The sequence below is a fragment of the Streptomyces sp. 130 genome, assembly GCF_007096885.1.
Lineage (GTDB): Bacteria > Actinomycetota > Actinomycetes > Streptomycetales > Streptomycetaceae > Streptomyces.
On the sequence record NZ_VJNO01000018.1, the window covers coordinates 17,628 to 33,929 of the forward strand.

General features: G+C 70.0%; 14 protein-coding genes. 8 read left to right on the plus strand and 6 right to left on the minus strand.

Features of this window, described 5'->3' with window-relative positions; all coding sequences use genetic code 11:
• Positions 1–34: 34 nt before the first annotated feature.
• On the minus strand, positions 35–2,407 hold the full coding sequence (locus FKN01_RS17300; protein ID WP_143621438.1) for a glycoside hydrolase family 65 protein: 2,373 nt from the start codon (positions 2,405–2,407) through the stop codon (positions 35–37).
• A complete protein-coding gene (locus FKN01_RS17305) occupies positions 2,404–3,144 on the minus strand; it encodes a beta-phosphoglucomutase family hydrolase (RefSeq protein ID WP_143621441.1) in 741 nt (246 codons plus the stop codon). Before FKN01_RS17305 ends, FKN01_RS17300 begins: the two co-directional genes overlap by 4 nt.
• Before the next feature lie 233 nt (positions 3,145–3,377).
• Here FKN01_RS17305 and FKN01_RS17310 point away from each other — a divergent pair, with 233 nt between their 5' ends.
• From FKN01_RS17310 to FKN01_RS17320, 3 genes are all read left to right on the plus strand, one after another.
• Positions 3,378–4,481, plus strand: coding sequence for a P1 family peptidase (locus tag FKN01_RS17310; protein ID WP_143621444.1), 1,104 nt, complete (start codon positions 3,378–3,380; stop codon positions 4,479–4,481).
• Positions 4,482–4,701: 220 nt separating this feature from the next.
• Positions 4,702–5,085 (plus strand): hypothetical protein, encoded by a 384-nt coding sequence (locus tag FKN01_RS17315; RefSeq protein ID WP_143621447.1) that lies wholly within the window; start codon positions 4,702–4,704, stop codon positions 5,083–5,085.
• Positions 5,086–5,650: 565 nt separating this feature from the next.
• A complete protein-coding gene (locus tag FKN01_RS17320; RefSeq protein ID WP_143621638.1) occupies positions 5,651–6,151 on the plus strand; it encodes a metallophosphoesterase in 501 nt (166 codons plus the stop codon).
• A gap of 261 nt (positions 6,152–6,412) precedes the next feature.
• Here FKN01_RS17320 and FKN01_RS17325 read toward each other — a convergent pair whose 3' ends face one another.
• Positions 6,413–8,161: a choice-of-anchor P family protein gene (locus tag FKN01_RS17325; protein ID WP_185992874.1), complete on the minus strand. Its 1,749-nt coding sequence runs from the start codon at positions 8,159–8,161 to the stop codon at positions 6,413–6,415.
• 625 nt (positions 8,162–8,786) lie between these two features.
• Here FKN01_RS17325 and FKN01_RS17330 point away from each other — a divergent pair.
• Positions 8,787–8,990 carry a hypothetical protein gene (locus tag FKN01_RS17330; protein WP_260696924.1) on the plus strand — a complete coding sequence of 68 codons (204 nt, stop codon included), beginning with the start codon at positions 8,787–8,789 and terminating at the stop codon, positions 8,988–8,990.
• Positions 8,991–9,141: 151 nt separating this feature from the next.
• Here FKN01_RS17330 and FKN01_RS17335 read toward each other — a convergent pair whose 3' ends face one another.
• On the minus strand, positions 9,142–10,521 hold the full coding sequence (locus FKN01_RS17335) for a Fic family protein (protein ID WP_143621454.1): 1,380 nt from the start codon (positions 10,519–10,521) through the stop codon (positions 9,142–9,144).
• Between the two features lie 782 nt (positions 10,522–11,303).
• Here FKN01_RS17335 and FKN01_RS17340 point away from each other — a divergent pair.
• The 3 genes from FKN01_RS17340 (at position 11,304) to FKN01_RS17350 (ending at position 13,590) form a co-directional block, all read left to right on the plus strand.
• Positions 11,304–12,167 carry an oxaloacetate decarboxylase gene (locus tag FKN01_RS17340; protein ID WP_143621456.1) on the plus strand — a complete coding sequence of 288 codons (864 nt, stop codon included), beginning with the start codon at positions 11,304–11,306 and terminating at the stop codon, positions 12,165–12,167.
• A complete protein-coding gene (locus FKN01_RS17345; RefSeq protein WP_260696925.1) occupies positions 12,164–12,481 on the plus strand; it encodes a hypothetical protein in 318 nt (105 codons plus the stop codon). Before FKN01_RS17340 ends, FKN01_RS17345 begins: the two co-directional genes overlap by 4 nt.
• 125 nt (positions 12,482–12,606) lie before the next feature.
• Complete coding sequence (locus FKN01_RS17350) at positions 12,607–13,590, plus strand: bile acid:sodium symporter family protein (protein ID WP_260696937.1); 984 nt, start codon at positions 12,607–12,609, stop codon at positions 13,588–13,590.
• A 41-nt stretch (positions 13,591–13,631) separates the two neighbouring features.
• Here FKN01_RS17350 and FKN01_RS32840 read toward each other — a convergent pair whose 3' ends face one another.
• On the minus strand, positions 13,632–13,817 hold the full coding sequence (locus tag FKN01_RS32840) for a DUF6221 family protein (protein ID WP_313906156.1): 186 nt from the start codon (positions 13,815–13,817) through the stop codon (positions 13,632–13,634).
• A 104-nt stretch (positions 13,818–13,921) separates the two neighbouring features.
• Positions 13,922–15,451 (minus strand): UDP-N-acetylglucosamine 1-carboxyvinyltransferase, encoded by a 1,530-nt coding sequence (locus FKN01_RS17355; RefSeq protein WP_143621459.1) that lies wholly within the window; start codon positions 15,449–15,451, stop codon positions 13,922–13,924.
• A gap of 148 nt (positions 15,452–15,599) precedes the next feature.
• On the opposite strand from FKN01_RS17355, the gene FKN01_RS17360 reads away from it, so the two are divergent.
• Positions 15,600–16,277 (plus strand): MOSC domain-containing protein, encoded by a 678-nt coding sequence (locus FKN01_RS17360; RefSeq protein ID WP_143621461.1) that lies wholly within the window; start codon positions 15,600–15,602, stop codon positions 16,275–16,277.
• Positions 16,278–16,302 lie beyond the last annotated feature (25 nt).

The window sequence follows — 16,302 nt, forward strand, 5'->3', positions numbered from 1 at the left end:
GTCCGGTGAGCCCGACCGGTGGCCCGCCCCACCTCTACTCGGGGACCGGCCGGTCGGTGGTGCCGGGGCTGCGGTGCAGGGGCTGTTTGGGCGTGGGCCGCCGCTTCGGCGGGGAGATCGCGAGGGTGACGGGCCCCTCGCCGTTCACGTGCACCTCCCTACCGTGGTGGTGGATCGTCAGGGATTCGCCGAGCAGCAGCGAGTACGTCGCCTTGTCCGGCTTGATCTCCACCTGGAGGCACCGGCCGCGGAACTGGAGCCGGAAGGCCAGACGGCTGAACTTCTCGGGCAGCCGGGGCGCGAAGCGCAGGCTGTCGCCGTCCCGTCGGGTGCCGCCGAATCCGGCGACCAGTGCCATCCACGTACCGGCCAGGGAGGCGATGTGCAGTCCGTCGCGGGTGTTGTGCTCCAGGTCGGCCAGGTCCATCAGCGCGGCCTCGGCGGTGTAGTCGTAAGCAAGTCGCAGATGCCCGGTCCGGGCGGCGACGACGGCCTGGCAGCACGCCGACAGGGAGGAGTCCCGTACGGTCAGCGGCTCGTAGTAGGCGAAGTTCGCGGCCAGCTGGTCGTCGTCGCAATGGGCTTCGAACCAGCTGCCGCACGTGTACATGGCCAGCACGAGGTCGGACTGCTTGATCACCTGCTTGCGGTAGATGTCGAAGTAGGGGAAATGCAGCATCAGCGGGTACTGGTCGGCGCGTGTGCGCGCGAAATCCCAGCGCTGGTGATGGGTGAAACCGGCGTGCTGCTCGTGCACGCCGATCTCCTCGTTGTACGGGATGTGCACCGCATCGGCGGCGTCTCTCCAGGCGGCGCTCTCCTCCTCGTCCACACCCAGTCGGGCGGCCTCTTCCGGATGGCGTTCGCACACGTCGGCCGCGGCGAGGAGGTTGGAGCGGGCCATGAGGTTGGTGTACGTGTTGTCGTCCACCACGGCGCTGTACTCGTCCGGCCCCGTGACGCCGTCGATGTGGAACACGCCGTGCGGGTCGTGATGGCCCAGGGAGCGCCACAACCGTGCCGTTTCCACCAGGAGTTCCAGGGCGGTCTCGCGTTCGAAGTCGGCGTCGCCGGTCACCGCCGTGTGGCGCACCGCTGCGTGCGCGATGTCGGCGGCCACGTGGAAGGCGGCGGTGCCGGCCGGCCAGTAGGCGGAGCCCTCCGAGCCGTCGATGGTCCGCCACGGGAACGCGGCACCGTCCAGTCCGAGCTGGACGGCCCGGTCCCGGGCGGCGGGCAGGGTGGCCTGCCGCCAGCGCAACGCCTCGGCGACCGCCTTGGGCTCGGTGTAGGAGAGGAGGGGCAGCACGAACATCTCGGTGTCCCAGAAGGCGTGGCCGTCGTACCCGGAACCGGTCAGCCCCTTGGCCGGGATCGCCCGTTGTTCGGCGCGGGCACCGGCCTGGAGCACATGGAAGAGGGCGAAGCGGACGGCCTGCTGGATCTCCCCGTCGCCGTGCACCTCGACATCGGCACGGGCCCAGAAGTCATCGAGGTACGCCCGCTGCTGAGCCACCAGTTCGTCCCAGCCACCATGCGCGGCGGCAGCCAGCGCGGCCTCGACCTGATCGCTCATCGCCGGCCGGGAACGGGCCCCCGACCAGCCGTGGGCGACGGTCTTCTGCACCCGCAGCCGCTGTCCCGGCTCCAGGACGGAGGTGATGGTCAGGCGGGCGACGTCCGTGTTGCTCTCGCTGCTGGTGGTGACGTTCCCGGGGGCGTCCACGACGTGGTCGGCGGCCACCGCGACCCTGAGGCCGCTTCGCCGGGTGCGGTGGACCAGACGCAGCCGCGACCCGACGGCCTGGTCCTCCTCCGGCTCCAGCGGGGACTGCAACGCCTTGGCCGTCCGCGGGTCGCCGTCGGCCGAGGGCAGGCTCTCGTTGGTGACCAGCTCCGACTGGATGACCACCCTCGTCCGGCTGTCGACGGGCTCCACCTCGTACTGCACGGCGGCGATGGCACGCTGGGTGAGGGAGACGAGGCGGGTGGAACGCACCCGGACGGTCCTGCCCGCCGGGGACGTCCACTCACAGCTCCGCTCCAGCACACCGCGCCTGAAGTCCAGGGTGCGCTCGTGCTTGCGGAGCCGCCCGTAGCGCAGGTCGAAGGGCTCGTCGTCCACCAGCAGCCGCAGCAGCTTGCCATTGGTGACGTTGATGACGGTCTGGCCCGACTCGGGGTATCCGTAGCCCGCCTCGGCGTAGGGCAGCGGGTGCAGTTCGTACACCCCGTTGAGATAGCTGCCGGGCAGGCCGTGCGGTTCCCCCTCGTCGAGGTTGCCGCGCCAGCCGACATGTCCGTTGGACAGGGCGAAGACCGACTCGCTCTGGGCCAGGAGATCGAGGTCGAGAGCCGTCTCGCGCACCCGCCAGGGTTCCACCGTGTACGTCCGGTTGGTGATCACGCGCTGCCTCCGAGTTCGGCGAGGTCCTTCACGACGAGGTCGGCGCCGTGGGCGTACAGGGCGTCGGTCTGTCCGACGCGGTCGACGCCGACGACGAAGCCGAAGTGCCCGGACCTGCCCGCGTCCATGCCTGCCAGCGCGTCCTCGAAGACGGCGGCCCGGGACGGCTCCACACCGAGATCCCGGGCGGCGGCCAGGAAGGTGTCGGCGTGAGGTTTGCCCGGCAGATTCCGTTCCCTGGCCACCACGCCGTCGATCCGTACGTCGAACAGCCGCTCGGCGGCGATGGAGTGCAGCACATCGCGGGTGTTGGCGCTGGAGGAGACGATCGCCGTGGCGAGCCCGGCTGCGCGGACCGCGTCGATGTAGCGCAGCGTGCCCTCGTACGGCTCCACACCGTCGGTACGGATCTTCTCCAGGAGGAGCTCGTTCTTACGGTTGCCGACACCGTTGACACTCCGCGTGTCCGGCGGATCGTCCGGGGCGCCCTCGGGCAGTTCGATGCCTCGGGAGGCCAGGAAGGAGCGGACGCCGTCGGCCCGGGGGCGGCCGTCGACGAACTGGTCGTAGTCGGAATCGGAGAAGGGGCGGAAGTCCGCTCCGTCCCGCTCGCGCAGGAAGGCGTCGAAGGTCGCCTTCCAGGCGGCGGCGTGCACCACCGCAGTCCTGGTGACCACCCCGTCGAGATCGAAGAGACAGGCCTGGATGCCTTCGGGAAGTCCGAGCTGTGTCGTCATGAACCCACAGTTCCCCGCCGAGGCGGGTCGGATCGGGTGACACGCTGTGAGGTGCGTCGCCCGCCCGCCGTACACGGAGCCGTCGGCGGACGCGGCGCCTGAAGACGCGGCGGACGCGGCGCCTGAAGACCACCCAGCAGCGGACCACCGCACGCCCTGCCTCCACCCGCATGCCGTCACCCACGGCTACCTGATTCGTTGGCATCTCGGCCGCGCATGGTTAGCATCCCGGGATGACGCGAGCCAGGGATCTCGGGATCGGGGCCCAGTGGGGACCCAGTGGGACGTACAACGCGATCACCGACGTGCCCGGAGTACGTGTGGGCCACAAGACACTCATCCGGGGCGACAGCCTGCGCACCGGCATCACCGTCGTCGTGCCCAGGCCGGGAACGGCGATGTGGCAGGACCCGGCGTTCGCCGCGTCGCACACTCTGAACGGGAACGGCGAGTTCACGGGCCTGGAGTGGATTCGCGAGGGCGGGTTGCTGGAGACGCCGATCGCCATCACCAACACCCACAGCGTCGGTATCGTCCGTGACGCCCTGGTGGCCCATCAGACGGCGCAGCGCGGCCCGGACGAGGAGTACTGGGCGCTCCCCGTGGTCGCGGAGACCTGGGACGGCCGCCTCAACGACGTCAACGGACAGCATGTGACAGCGCAGGACCTCTTCGACGCGATCGACGCGGCTGCGGGCGGGCCCGTCGAGGAGGGGAACGTCGGCGGGGGCACCGGCATGATCGCCCACGGGTTCAAGGCAGGCATCGGCACCGCCTCACGCGTCGTCGACGACGGCGAAGGCGCCTACACGGTCGGCGTACTGGTCCAGGCGAATCACGGCACGCGGGACCGTTTCAGCGTCGACGGGATTCCGATCGGCCCCGAGACCGCGGACATCCCCCTCCCAGGAGTGCCCGGCACGGCCCCCGGCCCCGGGCGGCTCCCCGACGGCTCCGGCAGCATCATAGGCGTGGTCGCCACCGACGCACCGCTGCTCCCCACCCAGTGCCGGCGCCTGGCACAGCGGGCCGGTCTCGGGGTCGGCCGGCTCGGCGGCGCGGGAGAGCACTGGAGCGGGGACATCTTTCTGGCCTTCGCCACCGGCAACTCCGGCCTGGCCGGTGCCTACGGCGCATCCGACGTCGCGGAGATCGCGATCCGGATGCTGCCCAACCGCCGGATCAGCCAGTTGTTCGCCGCGGTCGTGGATGCCACCGAGGAAGCGATACTGAACGCGATCCTGGCCGCACGCACCATGGTCGGACGCGACGGATTCGTCGCGCCCGCGCTGCCCGCCGACAGGCTCCGCTCCATCCTCACGGCCGCCGGTCGGTGACCTCCACAGGCCACAACGCCCGTCCCCGTCGCGGACGCCCGCCGCGGTGGAGACTCCGGATCGATCGGGTAGGGGTTCCTGCTTTTCGCCGTGCAAGGGCGCACCGAGCCACCCATGGGTCCGCTCGGCTGGTAGGAATGGGGCATCTCCGGGCAAGGGTGTCAGCGTGAACGATGAACACGATGGGGTCCCGGACGCCGCGCATCGGCGACCCGAGGGAATGAGCGACAAGACAGTCGAGGCGCTGGGAGCGCTGTCGAAGGCACTGGAAACCACCGAACGGGCCCGGGGCGCACTCTATGAGTTCCACCAGCTGACAGGCACCGCCGACTTCCAGGTCGGCGACGCGGTACGCCTGCTGCGGGAAGCCGGCCACGGCGAGGAAGCCGACCTGATCGAGCAGGAGGTTCTCGGCCGCAACGTCATCCCGGGCCACTGGACCTTCCAGATCATCGAGGCGTACAACCGGACCTACTACCACCACTTCACCGCCCTGGAACAGCGCCTGGTCCACGAGCTCGCCCAGGGACGTTCCCACATCCACGAAGCCGAACTCAAAGGACGCCGCCGCTCTACGCACGCCACCACCGACACCACCTCATAACCGGCGCTGTGCCCGGGCCCGAGGCGCTTGCGACGGCCGGGGAGGAGCAAGCGGCCCGGCGCCGTCATCCCCGACTGAAGATGCAGGAACCCACCGCGGTATCAGACCCGCGGTGGAGGTTCGGAGCGGGGCGCCCCGGTCGTTGCGAGCAGGGTCTCGACAAGGCGTGCACTATCGGGGCACTGTTCGCTGCCGCCCACAGGAGGCCGTACTCGACCAGCGGGGCGTCATGGAAGGGTAGTAGACGACGTCAGGGCGCGAGTAGTAGTGGGCCGCGCGGGCGGAGACGTAGCGGCTGGCGGATGCGTGAACTGTTCGGCCCTCCATTCGGGCTGGGCGGCGCGCGCTTCATCGGAAACACGCTGGTTTCGGACGGATGCAGGAGAGGAAGTCCTGATGTGCCGCGCATCGGGCCGCGTACGCGAGGACGGGGCCCTCGCGCGCATGACCGAGGAGAACAGACCGAGCCGGTGCTCCCCACTCCCTGGACACCGGCAAGCGGCGTACCCGAGGAAACGGCTGGCAGATGGACGACGACACAACCGTGATGCCCCCGCGTGCTCCCTTGCGGCTCGTGCTCGTCTCGGACACACATGTACCCCGGCGCGCCAGGCACCTTCCCGACGCGCTGCTGGACGCGATGGACCGTGCCGATGTCGTGGTCCATGCGGGGGACTGGGTCGACGTCGCCACGCTCGATCTGCTTGAGCGCCGAGCCCGGCGCCTGGTCGGCGTCTACGGAAACAATGACGGCCCGGAACTGCGGGCCAGGCTGCCGGAGATGGCCCGCGTCCGCCTGGGAGGCGTACGTTTCGGCGTCGTCCACGAGACGGGAGCGGCCCCGGGCCGGGAGGCGCGTTGTGCCGCGCTCTACCCGGACCTGGACGTCCTGGTCTTCGGCCACAGTCACATCCCCTGGGACACCGAAGCCCCGGGCGGTTTGCGCCTGCTGAATCCCGGGTCGCCGACGGATCGCAGACGGCAGCCGTACTGCACCTATATGACGTGCACAGTCATGGACGGCGCCCTCACCGACGTCACCCTGCACCGCCTTCCCCGACGCTGAGAGCGACAGGGCAGGCCGGTGCGGGGCCCGGGGAGTCATGCAGTCGGCCTGTTCCTGGCCAACGGCGCCAGGGCGATCCGCAGCGATGCCCCGCCCATGCCTTCGCGGGAAAACTGCGGCCCGCCCCGCCGCCCCCCAGCGGCCAAGGCGGGCCGAGAACCGTAGGCAGCCGGGCGGGGAGGCAGCCGGTGTCCGCCGCGATGGCCGCGACACGGGCCGCCCGCGCGCAGGCCTGGCCGTGGTGGTGTACGCGCTTGGGGGTCAGGGTGAGGGGCAGGGGCCCGGGGTCCGGGTGAGGGAGGCGCGGGCGCCGCCGACGACGATGTCGGTGCCGTTGGACAGCCGGACGTGCAGGGCGTTGACTACGAGACCGCGCCCGTCGCCGTAGACCCGCTGCTCGTTGAGGATGACCGTGCCGAGCTGCGGGAGGGTGATGACGGTGTTCGGTGCCGGGTGGGCCGCGACCGTGGTGTTGCCCACGCGGGTCCCGGTGAGGGTGGTCGTGCCGGTGACGGTGATCGTGTCCAGCGCCGTGGGTGCGGTCGCGGTGGCCGTGGCGGTTGCCGTGCCTATGCTGACCAGACCTCCGAGGAAGTGTGCTCCGTTGACGGTGGCGGTTGAGCTGGCCGTACGGGCGCTGCCGGCGCCTGCGGTGCCCGCCGCATGGGTCGTGGCAGAGGTGAGTGAGCCGGTGGAGGAGCCGATATGGGTGTTGCCGAGCTGGGCGTCATCGGTGGCCGGGTCTTCCGTACAGGTGACGTCCGAAGGGGCCAGCGATGCGGCGGGGGCAGCTGTGACGGCCTGGGCGTGCGCGTCCATGAGCAGCGCGACGAACGTCACCGACGTGCAGCCGGGTGGATCGATGCCGTGCCGGGCGGTCGTCGCCGTGGCGCACAGGGTGTACGTGCCGCTGCGGGCCGAGGACACCCGGACCGTGATGGTGCAGGACTCCTGACCGGCGGCGAGGTCGCCGCCGGAGGTGAGACCGTGTCCGTCAGGGGCGACGGAGACCGTGCCGGAGGGACAGTTGGTGGTGGCGGAGCCGGGGTCGGCGACGAGTCCGGGCGGTAGCTGCTCGGTGAAGGACCAGCCGCGCTTCGCCGCCTTCTCGGTGGTGTTGGTGACGGTGAAGGTCAGCGTCGTCGGGTCGCCGGCGCCTACCGGGTCGGGATCGAAGGCCGTGCTGAGCTGCGGGGTGGCGTCCAGGATCCGGAGGTTGTCGATCGCGCCGTCGTTGCCGGTACCGCTGGCCTGAGCGTTGACCATGCGGACACCGGCCGAGGTCCCCGAGAAGAGCACGGCGTCGTCGCCCGCGTAGGTGCCGACGTGCGTACCGTTTGCGGTGACCGTACCGGCGTCGGCGCACGTGTCGATGGGGTCGGTGAACGCCGGGACGACCCGCTCTCCGTCGAGTAGGGAGAACTCCAGCAGCGGATGCTCGGCGAAGCAGTTGACGGCCGCCGCGTCCACCGAGAAGGTCAGGAAGCGGCCGGTCGACGCCACCGGAATGGGCTGCACCGTCTCCAGTTGCGTCTTCCCGGCTCCCGGATCCCCCGCGGTGTACGCGGTGACGGCGTGGTTGCCGATCGGGTCGCCCCCGGACCACTCGGCCAGCGCCGACGCCATGGCCTGCTGAGAGGGCCAGGACGTCCCGCAGCCGCTGCCGGCCGGAGCGGTGGCGGGGTCGGCCGCCGAGACCAGCCAGCCGTTGCAGGCAGTGAGCCAGGCCGGGTCGGCCGTGTACGTCTCGGCGAGTGGCGCGGCCCCGACGTACGCGGTCAGCGGGCGGGGAGCGCCGGGCGCGTTCTCGAACCCCTCCTCGAAGAGCACGGTCGCCGCTTGGGGCGCCGGCGCGGAGACGGCTGAAGCCTTCGGGGGCGCAGGTACGTCCGTCGCGGCGGCCGCGGGCAGTGCGGTGGCCAATGCCGCCGCGCACGCCAGGCCCGATGCCACGGCGGCACGCAGAAGCGGTACGGCCCGGCGCGGCCGGTCCGGTAAGTGTCTGTGCACGTCTTCCCCTCCTCGACCCGCGGACCGCAACCGCGGTCCGCGGCACGTCCGTTGTCGGGCAGCGCGGACCGCCCGACGGCGCGACCGGCCCCGAAAGACGATGCCCGGCCGCGAAACGGTAGCCAGTCTGGCCGCCGCGCCCGGACCCGGCAGCGGCGCATACAGGAGAGCAGAGCGGCGCACGCCGGGCGCATGCGTCCTCAGCGTTCCGGCAGAAGGAGACTTCGCACGCTGAGGTGGCGGTCCTGCCGGAAGCGGAGCGTGGCGACGAAGAGTATGCCGTGGTGGCCGAGGCTGATCGGCATCCCGATCACGGTGGCCGAGGTACAGGAGCTGGCCCGGAACCTGCGCCGCCCACCCCATTTCGTGTAGCGCCGACTAACTACCGTTGCGGGATGCGACCTTGATGCCCCTCTCCCCGGACGTGAAGCCGGACTCCGTGAGCAGCGGACCTGCGGAAAGGAGCTCAGCCCATGAACGTCATCGGGTCGGCCGTGGCACTGACCGTCGACGACCCGGCTCTGTCGACCCGGTTCTTCGTGAGCCCGGTTCGAGCCGGGCACGGACTGGAGCTATTCCAACTGCGGGCCCGGACGGCGGCAAGGCCATCACCCACAACGGCGGAATGGCAGGCCACGCGGCGTTGATGTACAGCACCCCGGACGGCGCGAAGACCCTGACCGCGGCGCTCAACTATGTGGACGATGCCTCGATGTCCATGGCCCAGGCCTTCCAGCAGGCGACCCAGACACTCGTACAGGAAGTGTTCGGCGACAGCGACAGCGACACCGCCAGGGCCACGACGAGCCCGACCCCGGCCGTCGGGTAACCGCTGCTTCCGGCGTCCGTCTCCGGGGCGTCCTCAAGCAGGTGGTCTGACCCGGCCGTGGCTGCCGCGGCAGCCCACGGGAACGATCCCCTTCCAGAGCTCCCACGTCCTGCGAAAGGCAGACGACCAACCCACGACCCCGCTGCACAGGTCATAGATCAAGCTGGGAGTCTCCGGAGGCGGTGTTGCGTCGGGTCGCCGCGAGGTGGGTGTCGATGTATCGCGTGAGGGTGAGCGCGTCCTGCGGCTCGTCGGCCTGGAAGGTGACGCGGCGCAGCAGGCTGACTCCATCGAGTGTGACGCCTTCGCGGGCGAGGACGAAGACGAGGGTGAGGAAGGCGGATCGGGCATTGCCGTCGTCGAAGGGGTGGAAGAAGCAGACGTCGAGATAGGCACGTGCGGCCCGGGCCGTGAGGGAAAGGGGGCGCCCGACGTCCTGCGCGCTCTGAGCCAGGCAGACGTCGAAGCGGGCCCGGGTGTCCGGACCGATTCCGTAGCGTTCCCTGCCGCCCTTGGCGAAGGCCGGCAAATGGCGGAACGGCGGCGTCGGTGTGCCCATGACGTGCTGCTGCCAGCGCTGGATCAGCTTGAAGTCGAGCACGGCGCCGCGCGCCGCGTCGGCCCGCAGCAGTTTCAGGGCGGCAAGCAGGCCCCGGGCGCGGGCGGGATCCACGGCACCGTCGAAGGCTCGGATGTCCTGCGCCGCGCCATCGTTCGACGGTGCCACCGGCTCGTCCCGCCCGCCTTCCGGAACCTCCTGCCAGGGCACGGACTCGCGCACCGCGAGCCAGCGCTCAAGGTGGTCCGGCGCAGGCCCAGCGGACCGTGCGCCGTCGTCCGGCCACAGCGAGAGCGCGAGGCGCTCCGCGACATCGTCGACGAGCAGGGGGTCGGGGCCGGTCCAACTCTTGAACCGACCGCCGATCGCCTCGTCGACCAGTTCCCTCGCGAGGTCGGGCCGCACGCCCCAACGGCTCAGGAACCAGGTGAGCACTTGATGGCAGTGCCCGTGCCAGCCACTGCCGCACCCGGTACGGTCGGTCACCTGCAGTATCAGGTTTCGGGCGGCGCGCTCCCACAGGATCCGCTGGTCCTCGATCTCGGTCAGGTTCAAGGGGTATGCGTCGAACCACCTGGCGAGACTCTCCAGCCACTCACGCCACTCGCACAGAGCCGCGACGACACGGGCGAGCGTCTCCTGCTCGGTGGTGATCGAGTCCCGTGGGCAGCACCAGTTCCCGACCGGCCCCCCATCGAAGTCCCCTTCATCGTGCGCCCAGCGCCAGCCCAGGGTCCAGCGGCCGTAGTGCTCGACGAGGGCCTGCGACATGGCGTCGGCCCAAAGCGTTCCCTCCTTCCGGCTCCAGGCACTCATCACCGGGTCACCGAAGGGGGCGGCGGGGCGGCTGGGGACCCTCTGGGCGGGGCCGAGCGAACGCACCACCTTCCGAGCCGACGCGCTGTCGAAGTGATGACGGGCGGGATCCACCTCGTCCCAGGTCAGAACAGAAGGGGCCAGCTGCACAATCACCGCGCAAGCCTGTCACGCCGCCCCGGCTGTCGTGCAAACGGATTACCGCAGGGCCCGGAAGAATGCGAGCAAGGGGCCCCGCAGGACAACTGCGGCGCTGAAAGCGCCAAGTGACGTGCTCGGGTGCCGGCAGGTCCCGCACGGACGGGAGGGGCCGGGCGGGTTCGGCGCGGCCGGTTCAGAGGTGCTCGGGGAGCCGGGCCGCGGTGACGGCCACCCGGCGGTGGCCGAGGACGGCAGGTGGGCCGTGACGTCGGTGAAGCCGTGGCCGACGGCCCGGTCGACGGCGCGGTGGGTCCCAGAGTCGTGGTCAGCACGACCCAGCCGAGCGGCCATCCGATCGCACCGACGTCCGCCGGCAGTAAGGCCGACAGGGGGAACAGCCGCACTCCGGAGGCGAGACGAGCGCGCACGGTCACGGCCGTCCCCCGGCCGCCTCGCACACTCACCGAAAGAATGCGGAAGCGTTTCCTTTCTTGATGTAAAAAGGTCGGGCTTCAATTATTGAACGGGATTGTAATTTTTTAGCAGCGTTCGCGAAAGCCCCATTCAAGCCAAGGCCAAAAAAATGCCTTGCGGGCAAATGGGAGGCAAAGCTAAGGTTTTCGCGAAGGCGCAGATGTCCTTGATGTGCCTTTCCCGGTCGTGCGGAAAAGTCATCACAACCTTGACTTCTCATCCGACTATCCACCCTCCTTGCGCCACGAAGGACGCCTTCGTGGCGCATGCGCAAAGCCCCAGGCGTGAAGCCGGGGCCATCACCCCCCCCACGGAGAACTGTCATGACGTACGGCAATGTCCTGCGGCAGGAGATCAGCGCGTCCGGAACGACGCCACTCATCGGCATCTACGACATGTATTCCGCATCCATCGCAGCACAGCACTACAACGGCTTTTTCGTCTCCGGGTTCGGATTCGCGGCGTCGTACTACGGCCTGCCGGACATCGGCTTCATCGCGTGGCCCGACATGGTCGCATTCGCCGAGCGGCTGCGCGGGGCATTTCCGCGCCAGCACCTCCTCGTGGACATCGACGACGGCTACGTCGACCCCGAGGTGGCCTGCCACGTGGTGCAGCGCCTGGAAAGGATCGGGGCCTCCGGGGTGATCCTGGAGGACCAGAAGCGGCCCCGCCGGTGCGGTCACGCGGACGGCAAGCAAGTACTGCCCCTCGAGGAGTACCTGGAGAAGCTGGAGCTCGTCCTCGCCTCCCGCACCGACATGGTCGTGGTCGCGCGTACCGATGCCACGGAAGAGGCCGACATCCTGCGCCGGGCGCAGGCCCTCGCCGAGACCGACGCGGACGTGGTCCTGGTGGACGGAGTCCGCAGCGTCGACTGGATCAAGCGCATCCGCCGGGTGATCGGCGACAAGCCGCTCCTGTTCAACCAGATCGCCGGCGGGAAGTCCCCCCGCCTGTCCCTCTCGGAACTCACGGAACTCGGGGTGGACGTGGCGATCTACAGCACCCCCTGCCTCTTCGCCGCGCACCGTGCGGTGGACACGGCGCTGGCGGAGCTGCAATTCGCGGACGGACGGCTGCCCGCCGCCGACGACACCGGCGAGATCGGGGTACGCGAGTCGACAAAGCTGCTGGAGAAGAACATCAGCCGGCACCACGACACGCGAGAGGCTCTCTCCGCATGACCGGTCCGGTCGGCACCACGCCTTCACGTCCCGTCCGGGAGCCGCGCCACCGTTCGGCTCCCGGCCCGGGCGCCGCCGCCGCGGTGGCCCTCGCCGCGGCGTTCCTGGTCACCGCGAGTCCCCCGGCCGCGGCCGGAGACCTCAACCTGTCGGTCATCGACAACTCCGAGGCCGACTCCTGGCTGGAGATCGACCGCACAGCCAACACCAACCACGGCAGCGGCACCTCCGGCAGCGACCACGACGGCAGTGCGGTGGACCTCATGGACACCCTGATCAACCCCGACAACACCGACGACGACTCAAAGGACTGAGGGTGACCGACAACCGGAGGCAGGGCATCCCCGACAGCCCTGCCCCGCCCGACCCGCCCCACGCGCCGCCACAGAACTCGGGGCCGCCACCGCGCTCGCGATGGCCCCGATTCGTCGACCCCTACGTGGCGGCACTCGCCGCCACCGTCACGCTGGCCGCGCTGCTTCCGGCCTCCGGATCGGCCGAGAGGGTCGCCCGCACCGCGTCACAGGCGGCGATCATCCTCCTCTTCTTCCTCTACGGCCTACGGCTCTCCACGAAGGAGACCTTGGCGGGCATGCGCCGCGTCCGCCTCCACACACTGATCCTCCTCTCGACCTTCGTCCTTTTCCCCGCCCTGGGGCTGGCCGTTCTGTGGCTCGCCCCCGACACACTGACCGCCCAGCTCGGCGCGGGGATTCTCTTCCTGTGCGTCGTCCCCTCCACGGTCCAGTCGTCGGTGGCGCTGACCTCCACCGCCCGAGGCGACATCGCCGCCGCCATCTGCGCCGGCACCTATTCCAGTGTGATCGGGCTCGCGGTCACCCCGCTGCTCGCCGCCTGGCTGATCGGGTCGCAGACCAGTATCTCGGCGGACGGAGCGCTTCGCATCGGTGCGCAGCTGCTCGCCCCATTCCTCGCCGGGCAGCTACTGCGCCCCAGGCTGCAGGCCTTTGTGAGCCGGAACAAGCGGCTTCTCGGCCCGGTGGACCGCGGTTCCATTCTCCTGGTCGTCTACGTGGCGTTCAGCGAGGGGATGAACCAGGGTGTCTGGAGCAGCGTCACTCCGGGCACGCTGCTGGGTCTGCTTGCCGTCCTTGCGCTGCTGCTGGTGGTGGCACTGACCTGCACCCACGCGGCTGCCCGCTTCGCGGGTTTGGACCGTCCCTCGCGCATCGCCGTCGTATTCTGCGGATCCCAGAAGAGCCTGGCCAACGGGTTGCCCATGGCCTCCGTGCTCTTCGCGGGGCAGGCCGCGGTGGCTGTCTTGCCCCTGATGCTCTACCACCAGATGCAACTCACGGTCTGTGCGGTCCTCGCAGCCCGATGGTCGGGATCGGCGGCGCCGGCCGAACAACAATGCGCGCAGGCATCCGGATCTACGTCCTCCGTGACCGCCGGCGGCTAGGGACTGTCTGCTGGAAAGGCCATGGGCGCCATCGGAAATGGCTATGGGCGCCATTCCTGCTGGTAGGCGGGATGCTCGGGGTATGACTGGCCAAGGACTCGCAGCGCGCATGCCAGGCCGGCCGAGCGGGAGTCCGAGGCGCCCATCGCTCTGTAGTCCTTGGCCAGTTGCTCGACCAGATCGAGCATAGGGAGGTGGATGTCACTCGCAAATGACCAGTAGCTCATCGCGGTTCAAAGTCCCAGAGGATCCCCCCAGATGCCACCGCTGCCTTGCCGACCTGCATGAGCGCAGGTCGGCAAGGCAGCGGTGGCGTGGATTCCAGGACCGCTCAGATGTCCCGGAAGATCTCGATCTGCGCTCCCACCGAGTTCAGCCGCTCCGCGAGCTCCTCGTAGCCGCGGTTGATCACGTACACGTTGCGCAGCACCGACGTGCCCTCGGCCGCCATCATCGCGAGGAGGACGACCACCGCCGGGCGGAGGGCCGGGGGGCACATCATTTCGGCGGCGCGCCAGCGGGTGGGGCCCTCGACCAGGACGCGGTGGGGGTCCAGGAGCTGGAGGCGGCCGCCGAGGCGGTTGAGGTCGGTGAGGTAGATCGCGCGGTTGTCGTAGACCCAGTCGTGGATCAGGGTCTGGCCGTGGGCCGAGGCCGCGATGGCCGCGAAGAAGGGGACGTTGTCGATGTTGAGGCCGGGGAAGGGCATCGGGTGGATCTTGTCGATCGGCGCCTCCAGTTTGGAGGGGCGGACCGTCAGGTCGACCAGGCGGGTGCGGCCGTTGTCGGCGGCGTACTCCGCGGTGCGGTCGCAGTCGACGCCCATCTCCTCCAGGACCGCGAGCTCGATCTCCAGGAACTCGATGGGCACCCGGCGGATCGTCAGCTCGGACTCCGTGACGACGGCGGCGGCCAGCAGGCTCATCGCCTCGACCGGGTCCTCGGAGGGCGAGTAGTCCACGTCCACGTCGATCTCGGGCACACCGTGCACCGTGAGGGTCGTCGTGCCGATGCCGTCCACGCGTACGCCCAGTGCCTCCAGGAAGAAGCAGAGGTCCTGGACCATGTAGTTGGAGGAGGCGTTCCGGATGACCGTGGTGCCGTCGTGGCGGGCGGCGGCCAGCAGGGCGTTCTCGGTCACCGTGTCGCCGCGCTCGGTCAGCACGATGGGGCGGCCGGGGGTGACGGAGTGGTCCACCCGGGCGTGGTAGATGCCCTCGGTGGCGGCGATGTCCAGGCCGAACCGGCGCAGCGCGATCATGTGCGGCTCGATCGTCCGCGTACCGAGGTCGCAGCCGCCCGCGTACGGCAGCTTGAACGCGTCCATGCGGTGCAGCAGCGGGCCGAGGAACATGATGATGGAGCGCGTGCGGCGGGCGGCGTCCGCGTCGATCGCGTCCATGTCGAGCCGGGCCGGCGGCACGATCTCCAGGTCGGTGCCGTCGTTGATCCAGCGGGCGCGCACGCCGATGGAGTTGAGGACTTCGAGGAGGCGGTAGACCTCCTCGATGCGGGCCACGCGGCGCAGCACCGTACGGCCCTTGTTGAGCAGCGACGCGCACAGCAGGGCCACGCACGCGTTCTTGCTGGTCTTGACGTCGATGGCGCCGGAGAGCCGGCGCCCGCCGACCACGCGCAGATGCATGGGGCCGGCGTAGCCGAGTGAGACGATTTCGCTGTCGAGCGCTTCACCGATGCGGGCGATCATCTCAAGGCTGATGTTTTGATTGCCGCGCTCGATGCGGTTCACCGCGCTCTGGCTGGTGCCGAGCGCCTCGGCGAGCTGGCTCTGCGTCCAGCCCCGGTGCTGACGGGCGTCACGGATGAGCTTGCCGATACGTACGAGGTAGTCATCTGACATGCCGAAAGGCTATCTCAGATATGAGATTGCACTCGCCTGGGGGTGTGCCGTTCGGGTGAGAGTGGTGTGGCGGGTGGGGCGAAGGAGTGGAGGCCGAGGCCCGAAACTCCCTCGCGTCCGCGACCCGCCGCTCCTAGGGTCCCGCCTCATGTACGCACTTTCCGTCAACATCGGCCGTCCTCGCCCCAACCCCTGGAAGGGGATCAGTGCGACGGGCATCGACAAGCGGCCCGTCGACGGGCCCGTCGCGGTGACCGCCCCGGGGCCCAAGGGCACCGGCGCCGTCGGCCTGGCCGGCGACCGCGCCTACGACGTGCGGCACCACGGCGGCGCCGACCAGGCCGTCTACGCCTACGCGCGCGAGGACCTGGACGGCTGGGAGGCCGAGTTCGGCCGGCCGCTCGCCAACGGGGTGTTCGGCGAGAACCTGACCACCCTCGGCGTGGACGTCAACGGTGCCCTGATCGGGGAGCGGTGGCGGATCGGGTCCGACGTCGTCCTGGAGGTGTCGTGTGCGCGTATCCCGTGCGCGACGTTCCAGGGCTGGCTGGAGCGGGACGGCTGGATCAAGCGGTTCACCCGGGCGGCCCTGCCCGGCGCGTACCTCCGGGTGATCGAGCCCGGCGAGATCCGCTCCGGCGACCGGGTGGAGATCGTGCACCGGCCCGCCCACGAGGTGACCGTCGCGCTGGAGTTCCGGGCCATGACCCTGGAGCCGGAGCTGCTGCCGCTCCTCGCGGTGGCGGACGCGCTGCCCGAGGAGGGCAAGGAGCTGATCCGCCGCCGCACGGGCGCCACGCCGCCCGCGGGGGGCGCCCGGACATGACCCGTCCGCGGTCATGTACTAGAGT

Coding starts and splice junctions, on each gene's coding strand:
- FKN01_RS32840 (WP_313906156.1), bottom strand. CDS start 13,817: ATGAGCTACTGGTCATTTGCGAGTGACATCCACCTCCCTATGCTCGAT.
- FKN01_RS17355 (WP_143621459.1), bottom strand. CDS start 15,451: ATGTCAGATGACTACCTCGTACGTATCGGCAAGCTCATCCGTGACGCC.
- FKN01_RS17310 (WP_143621444.1), top strand. CDS start 3,378: ATGACGCGAGCCAGGGATCTCGGGATCGGGGCCCAGTGGGGACCCAGT.
- FKN01_RS17360 (WP_143621461.1), top strand. CDS start 15,600: ATGTACGCACTTTCCGTCAACATCGGCCGTCCTCGCCCCAACCCCTGG.
- FKN01_RS17315 (WP_143621447.1), top strand. CDS start 4,702: ATGAGCGACAAGACAGTCGAGGCGCTGGGAGCGCTGTCGAAGGCACTG.
- FKN01_RS17330 (WP_260696924.1), top strand. CDS start 8,787: ATGGCAGGCCACGCGGCGTTGATGTACAGCACCCCGGACGGCGCGAAG.
- FKN01_RS17345 (WP_260696925.1), top strand. CDS start 12,164: ATGACCGGTCCGGTCGGCACCACGCCTTCACGTCCCGTCCGGGAGCCG.
- FKN01_RS17305 (WP_143621441.1), bottom strand. CDS start 3,144: ATGACGACACAGCTCGGACTTCCCGAAGGCATCCAGGCCTGTCTCTTC.
- FKN01_RS17340 (WP_143621456.1), top strand. CDS start 11,304: ATGACGTACGGCAATGTCCTGCGGCAGGAGATCAGCGCGTCCGGAACG.